General features: G+C 35.2%; 32 protein-coding genes. 29 read left to right on the top strand and 3 right to left on the bottom strand.

Annotation, left to right across the window (positions count from 1 at the left end; genetic code table 11):
- The first annotated feature begins 43 nt into the window (after nt 1-43).
- The 29 genes from rplC to carA all read left to right on the top strand — a co-directional run bounded on the left by rplC (nt 44) and on the right by carA (nt 15,108).
- Complete coding sequence (rplC, locus tag ACIQ2J_RS06865) at nt 44-661, top strand: 50S ribosomal protein L3 (RefSeq protein WP_396167856.1); 618 nt, start codon at nt 44-46, stop codon at nt 659-661.
- Nucleotides 661-1,290, top strand: coding sequence for a 50S ribosomal protein L4 (gene rplD, locus ACIQ2J_RS06860; protein ID WP_396167854.1), 630 nt, complete (start codon nt 661-663; stop codon nt 1,288-1,290). The genes rplC and rplD overlap by 1 nt, the downstream gene beginning before the upstream one ends.
- Nucleotides 1,291-1,296: 6 nt before the next feature.
- Nucleotides 1,297-1,587, top strand: coding sequence for a 50S ribosomal protein L23 (rplW, locus tag ACIQ2J_RS06855; protein ID WP_396167851.1), 291 nt, complete (start codon nt 1,297-1,299; stop codon nt 1,585-1,587).
- Between the two features lie 9 nt (nt 1,588-1,596).
- Nucleotides 1,597-2,421, top strand: coding sequence for a 50S ribosomal protein L2 (gene rplB / locus ACIQ2J_RS06850; RefSeq protein WP_396167849.1), 825 nt, complete (start codon nt 1,597-1,599; stop codon nt 2,419-2,421).
- A gap of 10 nt (nt 2,422-2,431) precedes the next feature.
- Nucleotides 2,432-2,710, top strand: coding sequence for a 30S ribosomal protein S19 (rpsS, locus tag ACIQ2J_RS06845; RefSeq protein ID WP_014085019.1), 279 nt, complete (start codon nt 2,432-2,434; stop codon nt 2,708-2,710).
- Between the two features lie 4 nt (nt 2,711-2,714).
- Nucleotides 2,715-3,125: a 50S ribosomal protein L22 gene (gene rplV, locus ACIQ2J_RS06840; protein ID WP_396167845.1), complete on the top strand. Its 411-nt coding sequence runs from the start codon at nt 2,715-2,717 to the stop codon at nt 3,123-3,125.
- A gap of 5 nt (nt 3,126-3,130) precedes the next feature.
- The gene (gene rpsC / locus ACIQ2J_RS06835) at nt 3,131-3,886 is read left to right on the top strand and encodes a 30S ribosomal protein S3 (protein WP_396167843.1); all 756 of its coding nucleotides are present in this window, start codon (nt 3,131-3,133) and stop codon (nt 3,884-3,886) included.
- 19 nt (nt 3,887-3,905) lie between these two features.
- Complete coding sequence (rplP, locus tag ACIQ2J_RS06830; protein WP_396167841.1) at nt 3,906-4,331, top strand: 50S ribosomal protein L16; 426 nt, start codon at nt 3,906-3,908, stop codon at nt 4,329-4,331.
- 12 nt (nt 4,332-4,343) lie between these two features.
- Complete coding sequence (gene rpmC, locus ACIQ2J_RS06825) at nt 4,344-4,532, top strand: 50S ribosomal protein L29 (protein ID WP_396167839.1); 189 nt, start codon at nt 4,344-4,346, stop codon at nt 4,530-4,532.
- Between the two features lie 11 nt (nt 4,533-4,543).
- Entirely contained in the window at nt 4,544-4,804 is a 261-nt protein-coding gene (gene rpsQ / locus ACIQ2J_RS06820) for a 30S ribosomal protein S17 (RefSeq protein WP_396167836.1), read from the top strand.
- Nucleotides 4,805-4,806: 2 nt separating this feature from the next.
- Nucleotides 4,807-5,175, top strand: a complete 369-nt coding sequence (gene rplN, locus ACIQ2J_RS06815) for a 50S ribosomal protein L14 (RefSeq protein ID WP_396167834.1) — start codon at nt 4,807-4,809, stop codon at nt 5,173-5,175.
- 11 nt (nt 5,176-5,186) lie between these two features.
- A complete protein-coding gene (gene rplX, locus ACIQ2J_RS06810; RefSeq protein ID WP_396167935.1) occupies nt 5,187-5,501 on the top strand; it encodes a 50S ribosomal protein L24 in 315 nt (104 codons plus the stop codon).
- Between the two features lie 2 nt (nt 5,502-5,503).
- Nucleotides 5,504-6,055 (top strand): 50S ribosomal protein L5, encoded by a 552-nt coding sequence (rplE, locus tag ACIQ2J_RS06805; protein WP_396167831.1) that lies wholly within the window; start codon nt 5,504-5,506, stop codon nt 6,053-6,055.
- Nucleotides 6,056-6,058: 3 nt separating this feature from the next.
- Entirely contained in the window at nt 6,059-6,328 is a 270-nt protein-coding gene (gene rpsN / locus ACIQ2J_RS06800) for a 30S ribosomal protein S14 (RefSeq protein ID WP_396167829.1), read from the top strand.
- Between the two features lie 140 nt (nt 6,329-6,468).
- Nucleotides 6,469-6,867 (top strand): 30S ribosomal protein S8, encoded by a 399-nt coding sequence (gene rpsH / locus ACIQ2J_RS06795; protein ID WP_396167826.1) that lies wholly within the window; start codon nt 6,469-6,471, stop codon nt 6,865-6,867.
- Between the two features lie 14 nt (nt 6,868-6,881).
- Nucleotides 6,882-7,424, top strand: a complete 543-nt coding sequence (gene rplF, locus ACIQ2J_RS06790; protein WP_396167823.1) for a 50S ribosomal protein L6 — start codon at nt 6,882-6,884, stop codon at nt 7,422-7,424.
- A gap of 11 nt (nt 7,425-7,435) precedes the next feature.
- On the top strand, nt 7,436-7,789 hold the full coding sequence (gene rplR / locus ACIQ2J_RS06785) for a 50S ribosomal protein L18 (protein WP_396167821.1): 354 nt from the start codon (nt 7,436-7,438) through the stop codon (nt 7,787-7,789).
- 5 nt (nt 7,790-7,794) lie between these two features.
- Complete coding sequence (gene rpsE, locus ACIQ2J_RS06780; protein ID WP_396167819.1) at nt 7,795-8,319, top strand: 30S ribosomal protein S5; 525 nt, start codon at nt 7,795-7,797, stop codon at nt 8,317-8,319.
- A gap of 12 nt (nt 8,320-8,331) precedes the next feature.
- The gene (gene rpmD, locus ACIQ2J_RS06775; protein ID WP_395064777.1) at nt 8,332-8,514 is read left to right on the top strand and encodes a 50S ribosomal protein L30; all 183 of its coding nucleotides are present in this window, start codon (nt 8,332-8,334) and stop codon (nt 8,512-8,514) included.
- A gap of 11 nt (nt 8,515-8,525) precedes the next feature.
- A complete protein-coding gene (rplO, locus tag ACIQ2J_RS06770; RefSeq protein WP_396167815.1) occupies nt 8,526-8,978 on the top strand; it encodes a 50S ribosomal protein L15 in 453 nt (150 codons plus the stop codon).
- 11 nt (nt 8,979-8,989) lie between these two features.
- Nucleotides 8,990-10,333: a preprotein translocase subunit SecY gene (gene secY / locus ACIQ2J_RS06765; protein ID WP_396167813.1), complete on the top strand. Its 1,344-nt coding sequence runs from the start codon at nt 8,990-8,992 to the stop codon at nt 10,331-10,333.
- Nucleotides 10,334-10,338: 5 nt separating this feature from the next.
- Nucleotides 10,339-10,554, top strand: a complete 216-nt coding sequence (gene infA / locus ACIQ2J_RS06760; protein WP_007136545.1) for a translation initiation factor IF-1 — start codon at nt 10,339-10,341, stop codon at nt 10,552-10,554.
- Between the two features lie 11 nt (nt 10,555-10,565).
- On the top strand, nt 10,566-10,682 hold the full coding sequence (gene ykgO, locus ACIQ2J_RS06755; RefSeq protein ID WP_081932050.1) for a type B 50S ribosomal protein L36: 117 nt from the start codon (nt 10,566-10,568) through the stop codon (nt 10,680-10,682).
- Between the two features lie 2 nt (nt 10,683-10,684).
- A complete protein-coding gene (gene rpsM / locus ACIQ2J_RS06750; protein WP_396167809.1) occupies nt 10,685-11,059 on the top strand; it encodes a 30S ribosomal protein S13 in 375 nt (124 codons plus the stop codon).
- Between the two features lie 8 nt (nt 11,060-11,067).
- Nucleotides 11,068-11,451: a 30S ribosomal protein S11 gene (gene rpsK, locus ACIQ2J_RS06745; RefSeq protein ID WP_396167807.1), complete on the top strand. Its 384-nt coding sequence runs from the start codon at nt 11,068-11,070 to the stop codon at nt 11,449-11,451.
- A gap of 86 nt (nt 11,452-11,537) precedes the next feature.
- Nucleotides 11,538-12,143 (top strand): 30S ribosomal protein S4, encoded by a 606-nt coding sequence (gene rpsD, locus ACIQ2J_RS06740; RefSeq protein ID WP_396167805.1) that lies wholly within the window; start codon nt 11,538-11,540, stop codon nt 12,141-12,143.
- Between the two features lie 21 nt (nt 12,144-12,164).
- Nucleotides 12,165-13,157, top strand: a complete 993-nt coding sequence (locus tag ACIQ2J_RS06735; protein WP_396167800.1) for a DNA-directed RNA polymerase subunit alpha — start codon at nt 12,165-12,167, stop codon at nt 13,155-13,157.
- Between the two features lie 28 nt (nt 13,158-13,185).
- Complete coding sequence (rplQ, locus tag ACIQ2J_RS06730) at nt 13,186-13,683, top strand: 50S ribosomal protein L17 (RefSeq protein ID WP_396167797.1); 498 nt, start codon at nt 13,186-13,188, stop codon at nt 13,681-13,683.
- 324 nt (nt 13,684-14,007) lie between these two features.
- A complete protein-coding gene (gene carA, locus ACIQ2J_RS06725; protein ID WP_396167795.1) occupies nt 14,008-15,108 on the top strand; it encodes a glutamine-hydrolyzing carbamoyl-phosphate synthase small subunit in 1,101 nt (366 codons plus the stop codon).
- Between the two features lie 4 nt (nt 15,109-15,112).
- Here carA and ACIQ2J_RS06720 read toward each other — a convergent pair whose 3' ends face one another.
- From ACIQ2J_RS06720 to ACIQ2J_RS06710, 3 genes are all read right to left on the bottom strand, one after another.
- Complete coding sequence (locus tag ACIQ2J_RS06720) at nt 15,113-15,592, bottom strand: GyrI-like domain-containing protein (RefSeq protein WP_396167792.1); 480 nt, start codon at nt 15,590-15,592, stop codon at nt 15,113-15,115.
- A complete protein-coding gene (locus ACIQ2J_RS06715) occupies nt 15,589-16,242 on the bottom strand; it encodes a transposase (RefSeq protein WP_396167789.1) in 654 nt (217 codons plus the stop codon). The genes ACIQ2J_RS06720 and ACIQ2J_RS06715 overlap by 4 nt, the downstream gene beginning before the upstream one ends.
- 197 nt (nt 16,243-16,439) lie before the next feature.
- Nucleotides 16,440-19,880, bottom strand: a complete 3,441-nt coding sequence (locus tag ACIQ2J_RS06710) for a methylmalonyl-CoA mutase family protein (RefSeq protein WP_396167787.1) — start codon at nt 19,878-19,880, stop codon at nt 16,440-16,442.
- Between the last annotated feature and the right edge of the window lie 20 nt (nt 19,881-19,900).

The raw sequence follows: 19,900 nt of genomic DNA, 5'->3' as shown, positions 1-19,900 counted from the left end.
CTTTAGGATTAAAAATCAATTTATTAATTAATAATTAGTTACTATGTCTGGGTTAATTGGAAGAAAAATCGGCATGACTAGCATTTTCGACGAGAACGGGAAAAATATTCCTTGTACGGTAATCGAAGCTGGGCCTTGTGTCGTTACCCAAGTCAGAACCATTGAGGTTGACGGGTATGAAGCCTTACAACTTGGTTTCGATGACAAAACAGAAAAACACGCAACTAAAGCTGACTTAGGTCACTTTAAAAAAGCGGGTACTTCTGCAAAAAAGAAAGTCGTTGAATTCCAAAGTTTTGAAGGAGAGTTTAAACTTGGTGATAATATCACCGTAGATGTTTTCAGCGAAGGAGAATTTGTTGATGTACAAGGAGTATCTAAAGGTAAAGGTTTTCAGGGGGTTGTTAAACGTCACGGTTTTGGTGGTGTTGGACAAGCAACTCACGGTCAACACAACCGTTTAAGAGCACCAGGTTCCGTAGGAGCATCTTCTTATCCATCACGTGTATTCAAAGGAATGCGTATGGCAGGAAGAATGGGTGGTGATAATGTTAAAGTACAAAATCTTAGAGTTTTGAAAGTAGTTGCTGAAAAGAACCTACTTGTTGTTAAAGGAGCTATTCCTGGATGCAAAAACTCTTATGTAATCATTCAGAAGTAATGGAAGTAAAAGTTTTAGATATCAAAGGAAAAGATACTGGAAGAAAAGTACAACTTTCTGATTCAGTATTCGGTATAGAGCCAAATAAACACGCAGTATATCTTGATGTTAAGCAATACTTAGCTAATCAAAGACAAGGAACTCACAAAGCTAAAGAAAGAGCTGAAGTTGCTGGAAGTACTCGTAAAATTAAAAAGCAAAAAGGTACAGGTACTGCCCGTGCTGGTAGTGCAAAGAACCCTTTATTCAAAGGTGGGGGTACAGTTTTTGGTCCAAGACCAAGAAGTTACTCTTTTAAATTGAATAAAAGTTTAAAGAGATTAGCAAGAAGATCTGCTTTCTCTTTAAAAGCAAAAGAATCCAATTTAGTTGTGGTAGAAGATTTCACTTTTGATACTCCAAACACTAAAAACTTTTTATCCGTTTTAAGTGCTTTAGGGTTAGAAAATAAAAAATCTCTATTTGTGTTGGGTGATTCAAATAAAAATGTATATTTGTCGTCACGCAATTTAAAAGCTTCTAACGTAGTAACCAACTCAGAATTAAGCACTTACGCCATATTAAACGCGAATAACTTAGTCTTATTAGAGGGTTCTTTAGAAGGAATTGAAGAAAATTTAAGTAAATAACAAACCATGAGTATACTAGTTAAACCTATTATTACAGAAAAAATCACCAAAGATGGTGAACTTTTCAATCGTTTTGGTTTCGTTGTAGATAAAAAAGCAAACAAAGTACAAATTAAGAAAGCTGTTGAAGCTACTTACGGTGTATCCGTTGTGAATGTAAATACAATGAATGTTAGACCAGATAGAACTACAAAATACACTAAAAGTGGTTTGATAAGTGGAAAGACAAATGCTTACAAAAAAGCAATTGTACAAGTACAAGAAGGAGAAACAATAGATTTTTACAACAATATCTAATAAATTAAGATGTCAGTAAGAAAATTAAAACCTATTACCCCGGGTCAGCGATTTAGAGTTGTTAATGGTTTTGACGCCATTACAACTGATAAGCCGGAGCGTTCATTGATCGCACCGATAAAAAACTCAGGAGGTAGAAATAGTCAAGGAAAAATGACCATGCGTTATACAGGCGGTGGTCACAAACAAAGATATCGTATCATTGATTTCAAAAGAACTAAAGTTGGAATTCCAGCTACAGTGAAATCAATTGAGTACGATCCAAACAGAACTGCTTTTATCGCGTTATTATGGTATGCCGATGGAGAGAAAACGTATATCGTTGCTCAAAACGGATTGCAAGTAGGACAAACTGTAACATCAGGCGAACTAGCTACACCAGAAATAGGGAATACTTTACCATTAAGTAAAATTCCTTTAGGAACTGTAATTTCATGTATTGAATTACGTCCAGGTCAAGGAGCTACTATCGCAAGAAGTGCAGGTACTTTTGCTCAATTAATGGCAAGAGATGGTAAATATGCAACAATTAAGATGCCTTCAGGTGAAACAAGATTAATCTTGTTAACTTGTTCTGCAACAATTGGAGCTGTATCTAATTCTGATCATCAATTAGTTGTGTCTGGTAAAGCAGGTAGAACAAGATGGTTAGGAAGAAGACCAAGAACAAGACCAGTTGCAATGAACCCTGTCGATCACCCAATGGGTGGTGGTGAAGGACGTTCATCAGGAGGTCACCCACGTTCTAGAAAAGGTCTTCCTGCTAAAGGTTATAGAACTCGTTCTAAAGTTAACCCGAGTAATAAGTATATTGTTGAACGCAGAAAGAAATAATTAGATAGATATGGCACGTTCATTAAAAAAAGGACCTTTTGTACACTACAAATTAGATAAGAAAGTTCAAGAAAATATTGAAAAAGGAAACAAAGGTGTTGTTAAGACTTGGTCTAGAGCATCTATGATAACTCCTGATTTCGTAGGACAAACTATCGCAGTACACAATGGTCGTCAATTTGTTCCGGTTTATGTAACTGAGAACATGGTAGGACACAAATTAGGAGAATTTTCACCAACTAGATCATTTAGAGGTCACGCTGGAGCAAAAAATAAAGGTAAAAAATAAGAAGATGGGAGTTCGTAAAAGAGAAACAGCAGACGCAAGAAAAGAGGCTAATAAGTCTATAGCTTTTGCAAAATTGAATAACTGCCCTACTTCACCTAGAAAAATGCGCTTAGTAGCAGACTTGGTAAGAGGTCAGAAAGTGGAAAGAGCTTTAAATATTTTAAGATTTAGCTCCAAAGAAGCTTCAAGAAAATTAGAGAAATTAGTATTATCTGCAATCAACAATTGGGAGCAGAAAAATGCTGACGGAAACGTTTCTGAAGCAGGCTTATTTATAAAAGAAATCCGTGTAGATGGTGGAATGATGTTGAAAAGACTTCGTCCAGCTCCACAAGGAAGAGCACACAGAATAAGAAAACGTTCAAACCACGTAACAATCGTGTTAGGAGCTAATGATAACACACAAAGCAATTAATTAAGATGGGACAAAAGACAAATCCAATAGGAAACAGACTTGGTATCATCAGAGGATGGGACTCTAACTGGTATGGTGGAAATGATTACGGTGATAAAATCGCCGAAGATTATAAAATCAGAAAGTATATCCATGCTCGTTTATCAAAAGCTAGTGTATCAAAAGTAATTATCGAGAGAACTCTTAAACTTGTAACCGTTACTATCACTACTGCAAGACCTGGTATCATTATCGGGAAAGGTGGACAAGAGGTAGACAAGTTGAAAGAAGAACTTAAGAAAGTTACCGACAAAGAGATTCAAATCAATATCTTTGAAATTAAAAGACCTGAGTTAGATGCTTATTTAGTTGCAACAAGCATAGCTCGTCAAATTGAAAGTCGTATTTCTTACAGAAGAGCTATTAAAATGGCAATTGCTGCATCCATGAGAATGAATGCTGAAGGAATTAAAGTTTTGATTTCTGGTCGTTTGAACGGAGCTGAAATGGCACGTTCAGAAGGTTTTAAAGAAGGTAGAATCCCATTGTCAACTTTCAGAGCTGATATTGATTATGCTTTGGCTGAAGCGCATACTACTTATGGTAGAATGGGTATCAAAGTATGGATCATGAAAGGTGAAGTGTACGGAAAACGTGATTTATCTCCACTAGTTGGAATGGATAAAAAACAAGCTTCTGGTGGAAAAGGTGGAGATTCTCCTAGAGGAGACAGAAAACCTTTCAACAAAGGAGGTAAACCAGATGCACGTAAAAGAAAGTAATTTTTTAAATTAAAGAAAAATGTTACAGCCTAAAAGAACAAAATACCGTAAGGTACAAAAAGGTAGAATGAAAGGTCTTTCCCAAAGAGGACATGTACTTTCAAGTGGAATGTTTGGAATTAAATCTGTACATGAAAAAGGTATGTTTTTAACTTCACGTCAAATAGAAGCTGCGCGTATTGCTGCAACTCGTTTTATGAAAAGAGAAGGACAACTTTGGATTAATGTATTTCCAGACAAACCTATAACAAAGAAACCTCTTGAGGTACGTATGGGTAAAGGTAAAGGTGCCGTTGAATATTGGGCTGCCGTTGTTAAACCCGGAAAAATTATGTTTGAAGTTGGAGGTGTGCCTTTGGCAGTTGCAAAAGAGGCGTTACGTCTTGCAGCACAAAAACTTCCAGTAAAAACTAAATTTGTTATCGCTAGAGATTTCGAAGCATAATATATATAAATTATGAAACAATCAGAAGTTATTAGTCTGTCTACATCTGAGTTACAAGGTAAACTTAGTCAAGTAAAGAAAACATACGCTGAATTAAAAACCGCTCACGCTATTTCACCAATTCAAAACCCTCTTCAAATTAAAACAATGAGAAGAACGGTAGCAAGATTGGTAACGGAATTAAGCAAAAGAGAATTGTAATCTGCTGAAAGATGGAAGATAAAAGAAATTTAAGAAAAGAAAGAGTTGGTGTTGTTACTAGCAACAAAATGGAGAAATCTATAGTTGTTTCTGAAACAAGAAGAGTAAAACATCCAATGTACGGTAAGTTCGTGTTGAAAACTAAAAAATATGTTGCACACGACGAAACAAATGACTGTAATATTGGTGATACAGTAAAGATCATGGAAACAAGACCTTTATCTAAATCTAAATGTTGGAGATTAGTTGAAATCATTGAAAGAGCGAAATAATTATGTTACAACAAGAATCAAGATTAAAAGTAGCAGATAACACAGGAGCAAAAGAAGTTTTGACTATCCGTGTTTTAGGAGGAACGAAACGTCGTTATGCCTCTGTTGGAGATAAAATTGTAGTATCAATTAAAGACGCAACTCCTAACGGAAACGTTAAAAAAGGAGCGGTTTCAACTGCAGTTGTTGTACGTACCAAAAAAGAAGTGAGAAGAGCTGATGGTTCTTATATCCGTTTCGACGATAATGCTTGTGTTCTTTTGAATGCAGCTGGAGAAATGAGAGGAACACGTGTTTTTGGTCCTGTAGCAAGAGAACTTCGTGAAAAACAATTCATGAAAATTGTATCATTAGCACCAGAAGTGCTTTAATTCGTTTAATGATGACAAAGTTAAAAATAAAATCAGGTGACGTAGTAAGAGTTATTGCTGGAGACCACAAAGGTTCTGAAGGTAAAGTTCTTAAAGTTAGCCGTGAAAATAATAAAGCGATTGTTGAAGGTACTAACATGGTTTCAAAACATACGAAACCAAGTGCTAAAAACCCTCAAGGTGGAATCGTAAAGAAAGAAGCTCCTATTCATATTTCCAATTTGTCTTTAATAGATCCAAAATCTAAAGAAGCTACAAAAACTGGAACAAGAGTAGAAGGAGATAAGAAAGTGAGATTTTCTAAAAAATCAAATCAAGTATTATAGTTATGGCATATATCCCTAGACTAAAGGAAGAATATAAGAGTAGAGTTATCTCTGCACTTAAAGAAGAGTTCGGTTACAAAAACGTAATGCAAGTTCCTAAACTTGAAAAAATCGTTTTAAGTAAAGGAGTTGGTGCAGCAGTATCTGATAAAAAGTTAGTTGACTACGCAGTAGAAGAATTAACTAAAATAACAGGTCAAAAAGCATTAGCTACTATATCGAAAAAAGACGTAGCATCCTTCAAATTAAGAAAAGGAATGCCTATTGGTGCTAAAGTTACTTTACGTGGCGAAAGAATGTATGAGTTTTTAGATAGACTTATAACTTCAGCTTTACCACGTGTAAGAGATTTTAGTGGTATTAAGGCTACCGGATTTGACGGAAGAGGTAATTATAACCTAGGAGTTTTGGAGCAAATCATTTTCCCAGAAATTGATATTGATAAAGTAAACAAAATTTCAGGTATGGATATTACTTTTGTAACTTCTGCAAATACAGATAAAGAAGCAAAATCATTACTAGCAGAATTAGGTTTACCTTTTAAAAAGAATTAAGATATGGCTAAAGAATCAATGAAAGCCCGTGAGGTTAAGAGAGAAAAAACGGTAGTAAAGTATGCTGAAAAGAGAAAAGCTTTATTAGAGGCTGGAGACTATGAAGGATTACAAAAATTACCTAAAAATGCTTCGCCTGTTCGTTTACACAATCGTTGTAAATTAACTGGTAGACCAAGAGGGTACATGCGTCAATTCGGTCTTTCACGTGTAACATTCCGTGAAATGGCTAACCAAGGATTAATTCCAGGAGTAAAGAAAGCTAGCTGGTAGTTAGTTTATTTCAGCAGATAATTGTATATTTGCCGGATTTTAGCCGGTAACGTACAATTATCTGCTTTAAAAATTGAGTTTAATGGTTTCAGGTTCAGCGGAATAGTTCTTCTGAAAACCGTAACCGCAAATCTATACATATGTATACAGATCCGATTGCAGATTATCTAACAAGAGTTAGAAATGCAGTGAGAGCTAACCACAAAGTGGTTGCGATTCCAGCATCTAACCTTAAAAAAGAAATCACAAAGATTTTATTCGATCAAGGATATATCTTAAGTTACAAATTTGAAGACGACTCTGTTCAGGGTTCTATCAAAATTGCTTTGAAGTATGATAAAGATACTAAAGAGTCTGTAATTAAAGATATCCAAAGAATTAGTAAACCAGGTTTACGTAAGTACGCAGGTGCTTCTAAATTGCCAAGAATCTTAAATGGTTTAGGTATTGCTATTGTGTCAACATCCAAAGGATTGATGACAGGAAAACAAGCTAAGCAAATGAATGTTGGTGGAGAAGTAATTTGTTACGTATACTAATTAAAAGCTAAACGATGTCAAGAATAGGTAAAAATCCAGTTGTAATACCAGCTGATGTAACTGTTTTAGTTACAGAGGGATTGGTTACAGTTAAAGGAAAATTAGGTCAACTTACTCAAGAGTTTTCGGACGTAACAGTAAAAGTTGAAGAAGGTCAAGTGATTGTAGAGAGATCTTCAGATCACAAAGATCAAAGAGCTAAACATGGTTTATACAGATCATTAATCAATAACATGATTAATGGTGTATCTACTGGTTTCACTAAAGAATTAGAACTAGTTGGTGTGGGTTACAGAGCATCTAATCAAGGTCAAAAACTTGATTTAGCTTTAGGTTTTTCACATAATATCGTTTTAGAAGTTGCTAAAGAAGTAACTTTAGAAACAATATCTGAAAAAGGAAAAAACCCAATAGTAAAACTTACTTCTTATGATAAACAACTTTTAGGTCAGGTAACTGCGAAAATTAGAAATTTCCGTAGACCAGAACCATACAAAGGAAAAGGTATTAAGTTTGTAGGAGAAGTATTAAGAAGAAAAGCAGGTAAATCAGCTTAAAAATAGAGATCATGTCATTAACAAAATCTGAAAGAAGACAGAGAATCCAGTATAGAATAAGAAAGATTGTAAGCGGTACTGCTGCAAGACCAAGACTTTCTGTATTCAGAAGTAACAAAGAAATCTATGCTCAGCTCATAGACGATGTAAATGGAGTTACTTTGTTAGCTACATCCTCTAGAGATAAAGGAGTAGATAGTAAAGGTACAAGCGTTGTTGTTGCAAACACAGTTGGAAAACTAGTTGCAGAAAAAGCGTTGAAAGCCGGAATAGATACAGTAACCTTCGATAGAGGAGGATACTTATACCACGGTCGTATTAAATCATTAGCAGAAGGCGCAAGAGCAGCTGGACTTAAATTCTAATATATATGTCTAATAAATACAAGAATGTAGAGTTAGTAAAACCAAGTGGTCTTGAATTAAAAGATCGTTTGGTAAGTGTAAATCGTGTTACTAAAGTAACAAAAGGAGGTAGAGCATTTGGCTTTTCTGCTATTGTTGTTGTAGGTGATGAAAACGGTGTTGTTGGTCACGGATTAGGAAAATCTAAAGACGTTTCTGAAGCAATTGCGAAAGCAGTAGAAGATGCTAAGAAAAATCTAGTTAGAATTCCTTTGAGAGGACAATCAGTACCTCACGAACAAAAAGGTAAATTTGGTGGAGCTCGTGTATTTTTAATGCCTGCATCTCACGGTACAGGAGTTATTGCTGGTGGTGCTGTTCGTTCAGTACTTGAATCAGTAGGAATTCACGATGTATTATCAAAATCTCAAGGTTCTTCTAATCCACATAACGTGGTTAAAGCAACTTTTGACGCATTACTACAAATGAGAAGCGCTTATACTGTTGCAAGACAAAGAGGTGTTTCTTTAGAGAAAGTTTTTAAAGGTTAATTCAAGGAAATTATGGCTAAAGTATTAGTAAAACAAGTTAGAAGCAAAATCAATTGTCCTCTTACACAAAAAAGAGGATTAGAGGCTTTGGGTCTTCGTAAAATGGGTCAGGTTGTGGAACATGATTCAAATCCAACAATCCTTGGAATGATAAATAAAGTTAAACACTTAGTTTCCGTAGAGGAAGTTAAATAACAATTATAGTTATGAATTTAAGTAACTTACAACCTGCTGAAGGTTCTACGCACAATCAAAATAAAAGATTAGGTAGAGGAGAAGGTTCTGGTAAAGGTGGTACTTCTGCAAGAGGTCACAAAGGGGCAAAATCTCGTTCTGGTTATTCTAAGAAAATTGGTTTTGAAGGTGGGCAAATGCCACTTCAAAGACGTGTGCCTAAGTTTGGTTTCACGAACATTAATAGAATTGAGCACCAAGGTGTAAATCTTGATACTCTTCAAGCTTTAGTGGATAACGGAATTGTTACCGATACTGTAGATTTTGCAGTATTAGTAGAAAACCGTTTAGCTACCAAATCCGAATTAGTTAAAATATTAGGTAGAGGTGAACTAAAAGCTAAATTAAAAGTAACTGCCCATAAATTTACTGCTACCGCAAAAGCTGCTATTGAAGCTGCTGGTGGCGAAGTAGTAACCTTGTAATTCTCTGACCTATGAAGAATTTTATTGAATCGTTTAAGAATGTTTGGAAAATTGAAGAATTAAAGAACCGTATTTTATTTACTTTAGGTTTACTTTTAGTATATAGATTTGGAGCTCATGTAACTCTTCCAGGTATTGATGCTACACAGCTAGGAGGTCTTGCTGGTCAAACAGATAAAGGAATTGGATCAATTCTGGACATGTTTACTGGTGGAGCATTCTCTAAGGCTTCAGTTTTCGCATTAGGTATTATGCCTTACATTTCTGCTTCAATTGTTGTTCAATTAATGGGGATTGCAATTCCTTATTTACAGAAATTACAAAAAGATGGCGAAAGTGGTAGAAAAAAGTTAAACCAAATAACACGTTGGTTAACTATTGGAATCACTTTACTACAAGGTCCTGGTTATATTTATAATCTAAGACAAACTATTCCTCAAGATGCATTTTTATTAGGATTTGATTCTTTCGCATTCCTTTTCTCTTCTGTTTTAATTTTAACTACAGGTACAATTTTTGCTATGTGGTTAGGAGAAAAAATTACAGATAAAGGAATCGGAAACGGAATCTCTTTATTAATTATGGTCGGAATCTTAGCTCGATTACCACAAGCATTAATACAAGAATTTACTTCTAGAGTTACCAATAACAATGGTGGTCCTATGATACTTGTTCTTGAAATTATTGTTTGGATGTTAGTAATTATTGCTTGTGTACTGTTAGTAATGGCTATTAGAAAAATACCAGTACAGTATGCACGTAGAACTACATCAGGTGATTTTGAAGAAGATATGATGGGAGGTAACAGACAATGGATACCGTTAAAACTAAATGCAGCAGGTGTAATGCCAATCATTTTTGCGCAAGCAATAATGTTCATTCCCGCAGCTTTAGCTGGATTATCTCAGTCTGAAGCTTCACAATCTATTGCTGGAGCATTTAGTAATATGTTCGGATTTTGGTATAATTTGGTTTTTGCTACATTAATCATCATCTTTACATTCTTTTACACAGCAATTACAGTTCCAACAAATAAAATGGCAGATGATCTAAAAAGAAGTGGTGGTTTTATTCCTGGTGTTAAGCCCGGTATTGACACTGGAGATTATTTAGATAAAATTATGTCATTGATAACTTTTCCAGGTGCGTTATTCTTAGCATTAATAGCTGTGTTCCCAGCGATTGTAGTAAGTTTAGATGTACAACAATCATGGGCAATGTTCTATGGTGGAACCTCTCTAATCATTATGGTTGGAGTTGCAATTGATACTATTCAACAAATAAATTCTTATTTATTGAATAAGCATTATGACGGTTTGATGAAAAGTGGTAAGAATAGAAAAGCAGTAGCTTAATTTTTATGGCAAAACAATCAGCAATAGAACAAGACGGATCAATAATTGAAGCATTATCCAATGCAATGTTCCGAGTAGAATTAGAAAATGGACATATCGTTATCGCTCACATCTCTGGTAAAATGCGTATGCATTACATTAAATTGTTACCTGGTGACAAAGTAAAACTAGAAATGAGTCCTTACGATTTGTCAAAAGCAAGAATCACTTACAGATACTAAAGTTATTAAAAATGAAAGTAAGAACATCAGTAAAAAAACGAAGCGCAGAATGTAAGATTGTGCGCAGAAAAGGGAGATTATACGTTATTAACAAAAAGAATCCTAGATTTAAACAAAGACAAGGATAATTATGGCAAGAATAGCAGGGGTAGATGTACCTAAAAATAAAAGAGGTGTTATAGCACTTACCTATATCTTCGGAGTAGGAAAAAGTAGAGCTATTGAGATTTTAGATAAAGCTCAAGTTAGCCAAGATATCAAAGTTCAAGATTGGAATGATGACCAGATCGGAGCAATTCGTGAAGCGGTTTCTTTTTACAAAATTGAAGGTGAACTACGTTCAGAAACTTCATTAAACATTAAACGTTTAATGGATATTGGATGTTACAGAGGAATTCGTCATAGATCTGGTCTTCCATTAAGAGGACAAAGAACTAAAAACAATTCTAGAACAAGAAAAGGTAAAAGAAAAACTGTTGCTAACAAGAAAAAAGCAACTAAATAGTAAGTAATATGGCTAAAGCAAGTACAAAAAAACGTAAAGTTATTATTGAATCTACAGGGGAAGCTCATATTAATGCGACTTTTAACAACATCATCATTTCGTTAACAAACAAAAAAGGTGACGTTATTTCTTGGTCTTCTGCTGGTAAAATGGGATTTAGAGGTTCTAAAAAGAACACACCCTATGCTGCCCAAATGGCAGCTGAAGATTGCAGCAAAGTAGCATTAGAAGCTGGACTTAAAAAAGTAAAAGTTTATGTAAAAGGACCAGGAAACGGACGTGAGTCTGCTATCCGTTCTTTACATAACAGTGGAGTAGAAGTAACTGAAATTATTGACGTTACACCAATGCCTCACAACGGATGTCGTCCTCCTAAAAGACGTAGAGTATAATTTATAGTATAACAAGAGAAAGAACAAAGATTATCGAAGGATTTATTGACCTGAATTCATAATCTCTATCTCAAAACAATTTTAAAATGGCAAGATATACTGGTCCAAGTACAAAAATTGCTCGTAAATTTGGCGAGGCAATTTTCGGAGCTGATAAAGCATTCGAAAAAAGAAATTATCCACCTGGACAACACGGGATGGCTAAAAAAAGAGGTAAAAAATCAGAATACGCTATCCAGTTAATGGAGAAACAAAAGGCGAAATACTCTTATGGTATTCTGGAAAAACAATTTAGAAACTTATTTGAAAAAGCCGCTGCTTCTAAAGGTGTAACAGGTGAAATCCTTTTACAATTATGTGAAGCTCGTCTAGACAATGTTGTTTTTAGAATGGGAATTGCTTCAACAAGAAGAGCAGCTAGACAAATTGTTTCTCACCGTCATGTTACTGTTAATGGCGAATTAGTAAACATTCCATCGTACCACCTTAAACCTGGTGATGTTGTTGCTGTTCGTGAAAAATCTAAATCTTTAGAATCTATTGAACGTTCTTTATCTAACTCTAGTCATGTTTATGAATGGATTACTTGGAACAACGATACTAAACAAGGTACTTTTGTTTCTGTACCTGCTAGATTGCAAATACCAGAAAACATTAAAGAACAATTAATCGTAGAGTTGTACAACAAATAATAATTGACACTAGTCTAAATTATGGCAATATTTAATTTTCAAAAGCCCGATAAAGTTATCATGATCGATTCAACCGATTTTGAAGGTAAGTTTGAGTTCAGACCTTTAGAACCTGGTTACGGATTGACAGTTGGTAATGCACTTAGAAGAGTTTTACTTTCTGCTCTAGAAGGATATGCAATCACTTCTACTAAAATAGAAGGGGTTGAGCACGAATTTTCTACTATTCCAGGAGTTGTTGAAGATGTTACCGAAATTATCCTTAGTCTTAAACAAGTACGTTTCAAACGTCAAATTGAAGATATCGATAACGAATCAGTAACTATATCTATAACAGGTAAAGAGCAAATTACTGCTGGTGATTTTCAAAAATTCATCTCTGGTTTTCAAGTATTGAACCCAGAACTAGTAATTTGTAATCTAGATGCAAAAGTTAATTTCAATATGGAATTAACTATTGAAAAAGGTAGAGGATACGTTCCTGCTGAAGAAAACAAAAAGCAAAATGCTGCTATTGGTACCATCTTCACAGATTCTATTTTTACTCCAGTAAAAAACGTGAAATATACAATTGAAAATTTCCGTGTTGAGCAAAAAACAGATTATGAAAAATTAGTTTTTGAAATTAAAACTGACGGATCTATTAATCCAAAAGACGCTTTAACCGAAGCTGCAAAAGTATTAATTCACCACTTCATGTTATTCTCCGATGAGAGAATTACTCTTGAGGCCGACGAAATAGCTCAAACAGATTCTTATGATGAAGAATCATTACATATGAGACAATTGCTTAAAACTAAGCTTGTTGATATGGATTTATCTGTAAGAGCATTAAATTGCCTTAAAGCAGCTGAAGTGGATACATTAGGAGACCTTGTCTCTTTTAACAAACACGACTTAATGAAATTCCGTAATTTCGGTAAAAAATCTTTAACAGAACTAGATGAACTAGTAGCAGTTAAAAATTTAACCTTCGGGATGGATTTGTCAAAATATAAATTAGATAAAGACTAGTTCTTATTCAAGTTAAATAGCATTTAAAATGAGACACGGAAAAAAATTCAATCACTTAAGCAGACAGACAGGACATAGAAAATCTATGTTAGCTAATATGGCTTGTTCACTTATTGAGCACAAACGTATTAATACAACTGTTGCTAAAGCAAAAGCACTTAAACAATTCGTTGAGCCGCTTATAACAAAATCAAAAGAAGATACTACACACAATCGTCGTATAGTTTTCGCTTACCTACGTAATAAATATGGTGTTACTGAGCTTTTCAGAGAAGTAGCAGCTAAAGTAGGAGACCGTCCAGGTGGATACACACGTATCATTAAAGTTGGAAATCGTTTAGGGGATAATGCTGATATGGCAATGATCGAACTAGTAGATTTCAATGAAATTTACAACGGTGGTAAAAAAGAAGAGAAAAAAGCTAAAAGCCGTCGTGGTGGAAAAGCTAAAAAATCGGAAACTACTGCAACTGAAACTTCAGCTCCCGAAGCTTCTGCAGAAGAAACTACTGAAGCAGCAGAATAACAATGAATTCAATTTCATAAACATAAAGGATAAACTTTCGAGTTTATCCTTTTTTTTATTCCCCTCCTCTGGAGGGGTGCCCGAAGGGCGGGGTGGCAAAAGATTTAATAACATTTTTTTTAATAGCCCAGCCCCTCTCATTATCAGTTTAAATCGTTCCCGCTTTACGCAGTATCTTTATTGTTTTAAAGAAAAACAATAAAGGATACCTGCTGCAATCGGGGCTAAAAACAAAGACAAAGGAATATTTGTAAAGTTTCCAAAAGAACCTTAGAAAATTAAATCGAAAATCCTAAATTTGCACCACAACAACTAACTACTACAATGAAATATACAACACGACCACAAGCCATACTACTCTTAGCCGACGGAACCATCTTTCACGGAAAATCCATAGGAATTTCTGGAACAACTTTTGGCGAAGTTTGCTTCAATACTGGTATGACTGGTTACCAAGAAATCTTCACCGACCCTTCTTACTTCGGACAAATAATGGTTGCCACCAATCCACACATAGGAAATTACGGTGTAAATACTAACGAAGTAGAATCCGATGCTATTAAAATTTCAGGTTTGGTTTGTAAAAATTTTAGTTTTAACCATTCCCGTCCCGATTCCGAAAGCAATCTCTACGATTATTTTGAAAAACAAAATCTAGTTTGCATTTCCGATGTGGATACTCGTGCTTTAGTAAGTTACATTCGCGATAACGGAGCACAAAATGCAGTAATTTCCACCGACGGAACTTCTATTGAAGAATTAAAAAAACAACTAGCAAATGTTCCTGATATGAAAGGTTTGGAACTAGCCTCTACAGTTTCAACAAAAAAACCTTACTATTTCGGAGAAGAAACAGCAACCTATAAAATTGCAGCCTTAGATTTAGGAATTAAAAGAAACATTCTGCGAAACCTAGCACATAGAGACTGCTATATAAAGATATTCCCTTACAATGCTTCTTTTCAAGAATTACAAGCATTTAACCCTAATGGATACTTTCTTTCTAACGGTCCTGGTGATCCAGAACCATTAACAGGAGTGCAAGCAGTAGCTAGAGAAATATTAAATTCCAACAAACCTTTATTCGGAATTTGTCTTGGTCACCAAATTATTGCTTTGGCGAATGGAATTTCTACCTATAAAATGTTTAATGGACACCGAGGAATTAACCATCCCGTAATGAATGTCTTAACTGGAAAAGGGGAAATTACATCCCAAAATCATGGTTTTGCTGTGAACAGAGAAGAACTTGAAAACCATCCCGATTTAGAAATTACACATTACCATATCAACGATAATACGGTTGCAGGAATGCAAATGAAATCCAAAGATTGTTTCTCAGTGCAATACCATCCAGAAGCAAGTCCCGGGCCACACGATTCCTCCTATCTTTTTGATACTTTTATCGAATTGTTGAAAAAGTAATTAATTAAGACACTTTGTTTTTAATCGGTATCCAAATTTCCTCCTCCGAGTTTGGATCGTTGTTCTTGTATTTTTCTCCAAGGATTTCAAATTGCGGATGATTTCCTAATTCATATCCCGAAGCAGGCAACCATTCGGTATAAATAGCATTAAAAAATGCTGCAACATTACTTTGATCTCCCTTGTAATTAAAAACAGCATACAATCCTTGTGGGATTTCTAATACTTCCATTCCTTCTGGAACCAAATCAAAATTTGTAACTGCAACTGCAGCCCATTTTACAAAAGGCGTATTGGGATAAAAATCGAAATTTTCTGGATTGATTTGGATATTGTACAAATCTGTTCCAATAGTGTTTAGAATTTCTTTTCTACGAGGCATGAAACTGCTCCACAATTCAAAAGCACGATAATCTGCATAAGTAAACGAAAGGTTTTTACCTATGAATTTAGTGGATGAGAATGTTTTTATGGTTGGGTTCATTGATTATAAAATTTGTCTTTTTCCCAATTCATAGGATTTTCAAAGATATAGTTTTGTATGATATCAAATGATTTTGAATTTCGAATAATGTGATCATGAAATCTAGATTGCCAACTAAAATCGGAATTTATTTTTCTACATTCAAAAGTACAACGCCCTTTGTACCATCGAATTATTTTAGAAATAGTATCATTCAACATTGGATTTTTATCACCAGAAAATCCACCATTTTTATTCGGTAGAGACGCGATTAATCGCGTCTCCTTATTATCTATGGATTCTATATTTTTAGACGCGATAAATCGCGTCTCCTTTATATCTATGGATTCTATATTTTTAGACGCGATAAATCGCGTCTCTACCGATGGCGAAACAATTTTATTAATAATTAATATCCCATGAACATGGTTTGGCATTACCACAAAATTTCCTAATTCAATAAACGGAAATTGATTAGGTATTTCTATCCATAATTGTTCTGCAATTTTTCCTGTTTCGGACAATTGCATGGTACCATTTTGTACAACACCAAAAAAATGTTCTCTACTTTGGGTGCAAATCGTGATAAAATAGGCACCATTGGTTCCGTAATCCCATGTTTGCAATCGACTAGATGGAATACGGTATTTATTTTGAAATTTATTTTGCATAGCACTCTATATTATATAGTACTACTAATTTATAAATAATTTATGAATTTTGAAAATTTATCAAAAAATCGGGTTTCATTTGAAATTATTAATAAAAAAAAAGACGCGATAAATCGAGCGATAAATCGAGTTTCTTTGAAATTATAATAAAAAAAAGACGCGATAAATCGCGTCTCTACATATTTGATATTACTTATTTACATATTCCTTCTATACTGACCGCCAACTTCAAACAACGCATTGGTTATTTGTCCTAACGAACAAACTTTCGTGGCTTCCATTAATTTTTCAAAAATATTTTGATTTGTGATGGCAGCTTCTTGAAGAATAGCAATATGTTCGGCTACTTTATCGGCACTTGTTTTTTGTAAATTGGTCAACATATCAATTTGATATTGTTTTTCTTCTTCGGTAGCACGAATTACTTCTGCCGGAATTACCGTTGGAGAACCTTTGGAACTCAAGAAAGTATTTACTCCGATAATTGGGAATTCCCCCGTGTGTTTCAAGGTTTCGTAATACAAACTTTCCTCTTGAATTTTAGAACGTTGGTACATCGTTTCCATAGCACCAAGAACTCCGCCACGTTCTGTAATTCGGTCGAATTCAAGCAACACAGCATTTTCTACTAAATCGGTTAATTCTTCAATAATGAACGAACCTTGAATTGGATTTTCGTTTTTCGCCAAACCTAATTCTTTATTAATAATCAACTGAATTGCCATTGCTCTTCGAACCGATTCTTCAGTTGGCGTAGTAATTGCTTCATCATAAGCATTGGTGTGCAAAGAGTTACAGTTGTCGTAAATGGCATACAATGCTTGCAACGTAGTACGAATATCATTAAAATCAATTTCTTGTGCGTGAAGCGAACGACCAGAAGTTTGAATATGGTATTTCAACATTTGGGCTCTTTCGTTGGCACCGTATTTATTTTTCATGGCTTTCGCCCAAATTTTACGCGCTACACGACCAATCACAGCATATTCTGGATCCACTCCATTAGAGAAAAAGAACGATAAATTAGGTCCGAAATCGTTGATATTCATTCCACGGCTTAAATAATATTCCACGTAAGTGAAACCATTAGAAAGTGTAAACGCCAATTGCGAAATAGGATTCGCACCCGCTTCGGCAATATGATACCCAGAAATGGAAACCGAATAAAAGTTACGCACATTTTCTTTGATAAAATATTCTTGTACGTCACCCATCAATCGTAAAGCAAATTCGGTAGAGAAAATACAAGTATTTTGTGCTTGGTCTTCTTTCAAAATATCCGCTTGAACCGTACCACGAACTTGTGATAAGGTTTTTACTTTGATATCGTTATAAACTTCCAAAGGCAATACTTGATCTCCAGTAACTCCTAAAAGCATAAGTCCTAAACCATTATTTCCTTCGGGTAAATCGCCTTGGTATTTTGGTCTAGCAGTTCCTTTTTTCTTATAAATTTCGTTGATTTTTTCTTCAACTTCAGTTTGAAGATTATTTTCAACTATGTATTTTTCGCAATTTTGATCGATAGCGGAATTCATAAAAAAGCCTAGCAACATTGGTGCTGGTCCATTGATTGTCATCGACACCGAAGTCATCGGATGGCTCAAATCGAAACCAGAATACAACTTTTTAGCATCATCCAAACAACAAATAGAAACTCCGGCATTACCGATTTTTCCATAAATATCAGGACGAATATGCGGGTCATTTCCGTAAAGCGTTACACTATCAAAGGCTGTAGAAAGTCGTTTGGCAGGCAAACCAGCACTTACATAATGAAAGCGTTTATTGGTTCGTTCAGGTCCACCTTCACCAGCAAACATTCGGCTTGGATCTTCTCCTTCGCGCTTGAACGGATACAATCCAGAAGCAAAAGGAAATTCACCAGGAACATTTTCTTGTAAATTCCATTTTAAAATATCGCCCCAGGCTTGGTATTTAGGCAAGGATATTTTCGGAATTTGAGAATGCGATAAACTTTCGGTATGCGTGGCAATTTTGATTTCTTTATCCCGAACTTTAAAACTATAAAGAGGGTTTTTGTATTTGTTTACTTTTTCTTCCCAAGTTAAAATTACTTCCCAATTATAAGGGTCAAGGTTCATTTTTACTCGGTCGAATTCTTTATGAAGTAATTCCAAAAATTGATGAGATTCCTCCTTCGTCGGAATGACAATATCCACTAAACCAACTTTAGTTAATTCCGGTGGTTTACCTGAAACGGTTTCAATGGTTTTGAAAATTCCGTATAATTTTTGAGCAACTTCCACTTGCGAAAGTGCTGTCTCGTCGTATTTTCTATTATTCTCTGCAATTTCAGATAAATAACGGGTTCTGTGTGGCGGAATTACGAATATTTTCTCGCTCATTTCACGAGTAATTTGGAACGTCGATTTTAAATCGGCTCCCGTTTTCTCTACAATTTTATCCATAATAGATTTGTAGAGCGTGTTCATTCCGGGATCATTAAATTGGGAAGCGATAGTTCCAAAAATTGGCATGCTATCTACATTTTCATCCCATAAATTATGATTGCGTTGGTATTGTTTTTTAACATCACGGATGGCATCTAAAGCACCACGTTTGTCAAATTTATTTAAGGCTACTAAATCGGCAAAATCCAACATATCGATTTTTTCCAATTGGGTTGCGGCACCAAATTCAGGCGTCATTACGTATAACGAAACATCGGAATGGTCCATAATTTCAGTATCACTTTGACCAATTCCAGAAGTTTCTAGAATGATAATATCGTATTTAGCCGCTTTCAACACTTCGATGGCTTCGTTCACATATTTAGACAATGCCAAATTGGATTGTCTTGTTGCCAACGAACGCATATAAACTCTAGGATTATTGATGGCATTCATACGAATTCTATCGCCAAGCAAAGCACCACCTGTTTTTCTTTTGGATGGATCTACAGAAATTAATCCGATAGTTTTTTCTGGGAAATCAATTAAAAAACGTCGTACCAATTCATCTACCAACGAAGATTTACCAGCACCACCGGTTCCTGTAATTCCTAGGACTGGAGCCCCCCCCGCCCCCGAAGGGGGAGCTTGAGAGGTTTGAGGAAAAACTTTGTGGAATTCATCGGGTTTATTTTCGGCTAATGAAATTAATCGAGCAATTGTGTTAACTTCTTTTTTCGCAAGCATTTGCACTATATGCGCAGCTCCCCCTTCGGGTGCGGGGGGGGCTTGTTCAGCTCTTTTCACTAAATCGTTAATCATTCCCTGCAAACCCATAGCACGTCCATCGTCTGGTGAATAAATTCGTTCGATTCCGTAGGCTTGAAGTTCTGCAATTTCTGTAGGAAGAATTACACCTCCGCCACCACCAAATATCTTGATGTGCCCTGCTCCTTTTTCTTTAAGCAAATCATACATATACATGAAATACTCATTGTGCCCTCCTTGATAGGAAGTCATTGCAATAGCATTGGCATCTTCTTGAATGGCAGTATTTACTACTTCTTCTACACTTCTGTCGTGACCAAGATGAATGACTTCAACACCTGTAGATTGGATAATTCTACGCATAATGTTGATGGCAGCATCGTGACCATCAAAAAGAGATGCAGCGGTAACAATTCTTACTTTATTTTTAGGAATATAGGGCGTTTGTGGTTCCATTGGTAATTTTTAATCAAATT

Source organism: Flavobacterium sp. (assembly GCF_044357305.1).
Taxonomy (GTDB): Bacteria; Bacteroidota; Bacteroidia; order Flavobacteriales; family Flavobacteriaceae; genus Flavobacterium.
This window is presented reverse-complemented; position numbering and strand designations above follow the sequence as displayed.

Excerpts from the sequence above, each read along its gene's own strand:
- rplN (WP_396167834.1), top strand. The coding sequence starts at position 4,807 with ATGTTACAACAAGAATCAAGATTAAAAGTAGCAGATAACACAGGAGCA.
- infA (WP_007136545.1), top strand. The coding sequence starts at position 10,339 with ATGGCAAAACAATCAGCAATAGAACAAGACGGATCAATAATTGAAGCA.
- rpmD (WP_395064777.1), top strand. The coding sequence starts at position 8,332 with ATGGCTAAAGTATTAGTAAAACAAGTTAGAAGCAAAATCAATTGTCCT.
- carA (WP_396167795.1), top strand. The coding sequence starts at position 14,008 with ATGAAATATACAACACGACCACAAGCCATACTACTCTTAGCCGACGGA.
- rplE (WP_396167831.1), top strand. The coding sequence starts at position 5,504 with ATGGCATATATCCCTAGACTAAAGGAAGAATATAAGAGTAGAGTTATC.
- rplO (WP_396167815.1), top strand. The coding sequence starts at position 8,526 with ATGAATTTAAGTAACTTACAACCTGCTGAAGGTTCTACGCACAATCAA.
- rplX (WP_396167935.1), top strand. The coding sequence starts at position 5,187 with ATGACAAAGTTAAAAATAAAATCAGGTGACGTAGTAAGAGTTATTGCT.
- rpsS (WP_014085019.1), top strand. The coding sequence starts at position 2,432 with ATGGCACGTTCATTAAAAAAAGGACCTTTTGTACACTACAAATTAGAT.
- rpsK (WP_396167807.1), top strand. The coding sequence starts at position 11,068 with ATGGCTAAAGCAAGTACAAAAAAACGTAAAGTTATTATTGAATCTACA.
- ACIQ2J_RS06710 (WP_396167787.1), bottom strand. The coding sequence starts at position 19,880 with ATGGAACCACAAACGCCCTATATTCCTAAAAATAAAGTAAGAATTGTT.
- rpsH (WP_396167826.1), top strand. The coding sequence starts at position 6,469 with ATGTATACAGATCCGATTGCAGATTATCTAACAAGAGTTAGAAATGCA.
- rplV (WP_396167845.1), top strand. The coding sequence starts at position 2,715 with ATGGGAGTTCGTAAAAGAGAAACAGCAGACGCAAGAAAAGAGGCTAAT.
- rplD (WP_396167854.1), top strand. The coding sequence starts at position 661 with ATGGAAGTAAAAGTTTTAGATATCAAAGGAAAAGATACTGGAAGAAAA.
- rpsQ (WP_396167836.1), top strand. The coding sequence starts at position 4,544 with ATGGAAGATAAAAGAAATTTAAGAAAAGAAAGAGTTGGTGTTGTTACT.
- rplP (WP_396167841.1), top strand. The coding sequence starts at position 3,906 with ATGTTACAGCCTAAAAGAACAAAATACCGTAAGGTACAAAAAGGTAGA.
- rpsC (WP_396167843.1), top strand. The coding sequence starts at position 3,131 with ATGGGACAAAAGACAAATCCAATAGGAAACAGACTTGGTATCATCAGA.
- rplF (WP_396167823.1), top strand. The coding sequence starts at position 6,882 with ATGTCAAGAATAGGTAAAAATCCAGTTGTAATACCAGCTGATGTAACT.
- rpsE (WP_396167819.1), top strand. The coding sequence starts at position 7,795 with ATGTCTAATAAATACAAGAATGTAGAGTTAGTAAAACCAAGTGGTCTT.
- rpsD (WP_396167805.1), top strand. The coding sequence starts at position 11,538 with ATGGCAAGATATACTGGTCCAAGTACAAAAATTGCTCGTAAATTTGGC.
- secY (WP_396167813.1), top strand. The coding sequence starts at position 8,990 with ATGAAGAATTTTATTGAATCGTTTAAGAATGTTTGGAAAATTGAAGAA.
- rplB (WP_396167849.1), top strand. The coding sequence starts at position 1,597 with ATGTCAGTAAGAAAATTAAAACCTATTACCCCGGGTCAGCGATTTAGA.
- ykgO (WP_081932050.1), top strand. The coding sequence starts at position 10,566 with ATGAAAGTAAGAACATCAGTAAAAAAACGAAGCGCAGAATGTAAGATT.
- rplR (WP_396167821.1), top strand. The coding sequence starts at position 7,436 with ATGTCATTAACAAAATCTGAAAGAAGACAGAGAATCCAGTATAGAATA.
- rplQ (WP_396167797.1), top strand. The coding sequence starts at position 13,186 with ATGAGACACGGAAAAAAATTCAATCACTTAAGCAGACAGACAGGACAT.
- rplW (WP_396167851.1), top strand. The coding sequence starts at position 1,297 with ATGAGTATACTAGTTAAACCTATTATTACAGAAAAAATCACCAAAGAT.
- rpmC (WP_396167839.1), top strand. The coding sequence starts at position 4,344 with ATGAAACAATCAGAAGTTATTAGTCTGTCTACATCTGAGTTACAAGGT.
- rplC (WP_396167856.1), top strand. The coding sequence starts at position 44 with ATGTCTGGGTTAATTGGAAGAAAAATCGGCATGACTAGCATTTTCGAC.
- ACIQ2J_RS06720 (WP_396167792.1), bottom strand. The coding sequence starts at position 15,592 with ATGAACCCAACCATAAAAACATTCTCATCCACTAAATTCATAGGTAAA.
- rpsN (WP_396167829.1), top strand. The coding sequence starts at position 6,059 with ATGGCTAAAGAATCAATGAAAGCCCGTGAGGTTAAGAGAGAAAAAACG.
- ACIQ2J_RS06735 (WP_396167800.1), top strand. The coding sequence starts at position 12,165 with ATGGCAATATTTAATTTTCAAAAGCCCGATAAAGTTATCATGATCGAT.
- rpsM (WP_396167809.1), top strand. The coding sequence starts at position 10,685 with ATGGCAAGAATAGCAGGGGTAGATGTACCTAAAAATAAAAGAGGTGTT.
- ACIQ2J_RS06715 (WP_396167789.1), bottom strand. The coding sequence starts at position 16,242 with ATGCAAAATAAATTTCAAAATAAATACCGTATTCCATCTAGTCGATTG.